A 1794-nucleotide genomic window follows, 5' to 3' on the forward strand; every position below is an offset into this window, starting at 1 on the left:
GGCAAAACTATGACAAAGGTAGAGCGGAATTAGAACGTGTGGTTAATTAGACGCTTACGCAACAAGAGTTGAATACGCACCCGTTGCGCTTTTGCTTGGCCGCGTAAAAAACCGTAGTCTCTTACTCGTTGCAATCCTTTAGGCAGCACGTGTTGCAAGATGAGCAGCAAGAACTCAACCGTGGGTAAAGTGCGTGTCTTCATTGCGTTGGTTTTACTTTCTTTGAAGCGGAAGGTGACGCTATGGTCATCGCTGTGAATGATGTCTTTATCTGGCAGCACCCCTCGGTATAAATAGCGTGATAGATATTCCAACGCAGGCTCCCCATAGCCCACGCTTTGGCAGTCAACGACCCACTTTTTCGGTATCGATTTGGGTAACCACAGTTGTGGGTGTTGATTGATGGCTTCAAGCAAGCGCGCTCGCCAGACACTGGCGAGCGCGAACTCGTTAAACAAGTACCGTTTGTTGCCCTTGTGCCATACTTGTTTGGATGAGTCATACCTTCCGCCCGCCGAGATAACGTGTATGTGCGGGTGCAGGTCTCTTTTTCTGCTGTGGGTATGCAGTACGGCGGTAAAACCCAGTTCCCCCTTTTGCTCTTTTTGAGCGAAGTTTTTCAGCACGCTGGCAACAACCGAGAACATCACCTGATACAGCGCTTTAGGCTGTTTCTTGGCGAGGTTTCTCAGTTGATATGGCAAGGTAAAGGTGGTCATAAAGTAGTGTGTGGGGAGAAGCTTTTGTTTTTGACGCAGCAGCCAATCACACGTGGTGCGGTGCTGGCATTGTGGGCAATGTCGATGCCCACAGGATAAGGGCAATCGGTCATCGTGATGGCAGTGCGAACAAAACCATTGCGAGCGGCCTTGTTGCTCGGTTTTACACCTAAGCATGGCCGACATCGCCTTGCGAATGTCGTGGCTGACTTGAGCGTTCATTTTTGGTGATAGGAGGTGGCGCTCAAGCTCATATTTATGAGCGCGCAGCAATTTTATGAAAGTACTCATGCTTCCTCCCACATTAAGGTTAATGCATCCGCGAGTTGATTTATGGCCAGTGCCGCATCGCGCTGTTTGAGTTGTGTCATTCGAGTATAACGGGCAGTGGTGTTGAGGCTGGCATGACCGAGCAAGGTTTGCAAAGAGCGTAAGTCTAGCCCTTGCTCTAGAAGATGAGTCGCGAAGCAGTGCCTAAGCGAGTGAGGAGAAACCAGTTTTTGGATACCACAGTCTTTGAGTACTCGTTTCATGGCCTTTTGAATGCCGCCTCTGTCCATAGGGTTATCAACACTTTTGGCAAGACCTGGGAATATCAGCTTCGGGTGCTTATGGGTGGCCCAATGCGCTCGAAGCGCTTGGAGAGTTCGCTGTGGCAAGGGGACTAATCTATCTTTGCCGCCTTTACCATCACGAACGTGCACTTGCATGGTGCGGCTGTCGATATCGTGGATGGTGAGATGGAGTCCTTCACTCAAGCGAAGCCCCATTGTATATAAGGTGAGAAAGAAGACTTGATAGCGGCGTTGCCGCGTCATGCTTATAAGCAGGGCCACTTGCTGTGGTGTCATGATATCGGGCAGCTTTTGGGTTTGCGGCGGTTTGACGATATCAAGCCATTCCCATTGTTTGCCTAAGGTATAGCGATAGAAAAACTGTAAACCATTGCGGTCGAGTTTAACGGTGCTCCATGAGTGGGTGTCTATCAAACTCACGAAGTATTCTTTTAAGTCTGGAGTGTCGGGACAACGGTCAAAGAACTCGCTAATTCGACGCACCGCGCGAGAATAGGCAT

At 49.7% G+C, this 1794-nt stretch carries 1 protein-coding gene and 1 pseudogene; both read right to left on the reverse strand.

Going from position 1 to position 1794, the window contains the following annotated elements; genetic code table 11:
• Positions 1-59: 59 nt before the first annotated feature.
• A pseudogene (locus QWZ04_RS20985) lies at positions 60-1010 on the reverse strand (IS91 family transposase); the annotation flags it as partial.
• Positions 1007-1794, reverse strand: a 788-nt coding sequence (locus QWZ04_RS20990) for a tyrosine-type recombinase/integrase (protein ID WP_290330208.1), incomplete at its 5' end; no start/stop codon positions are given. The gene QWZ04_RS20990 and the pseudogene QWZ04_RS20985, both read right to left, overlap by 4 nt.

This window comes from Vibrio tapetis subsp. quintayensis (assembly GCF_030409945.1).
GTDB classification, from domain to species: domain Bacteria; phylum Pseudomonadota; class Gammaproteobacteria; order Enterobacterales; family Vibrionaceae; genus Vibrio; species Vibrio quintayensis.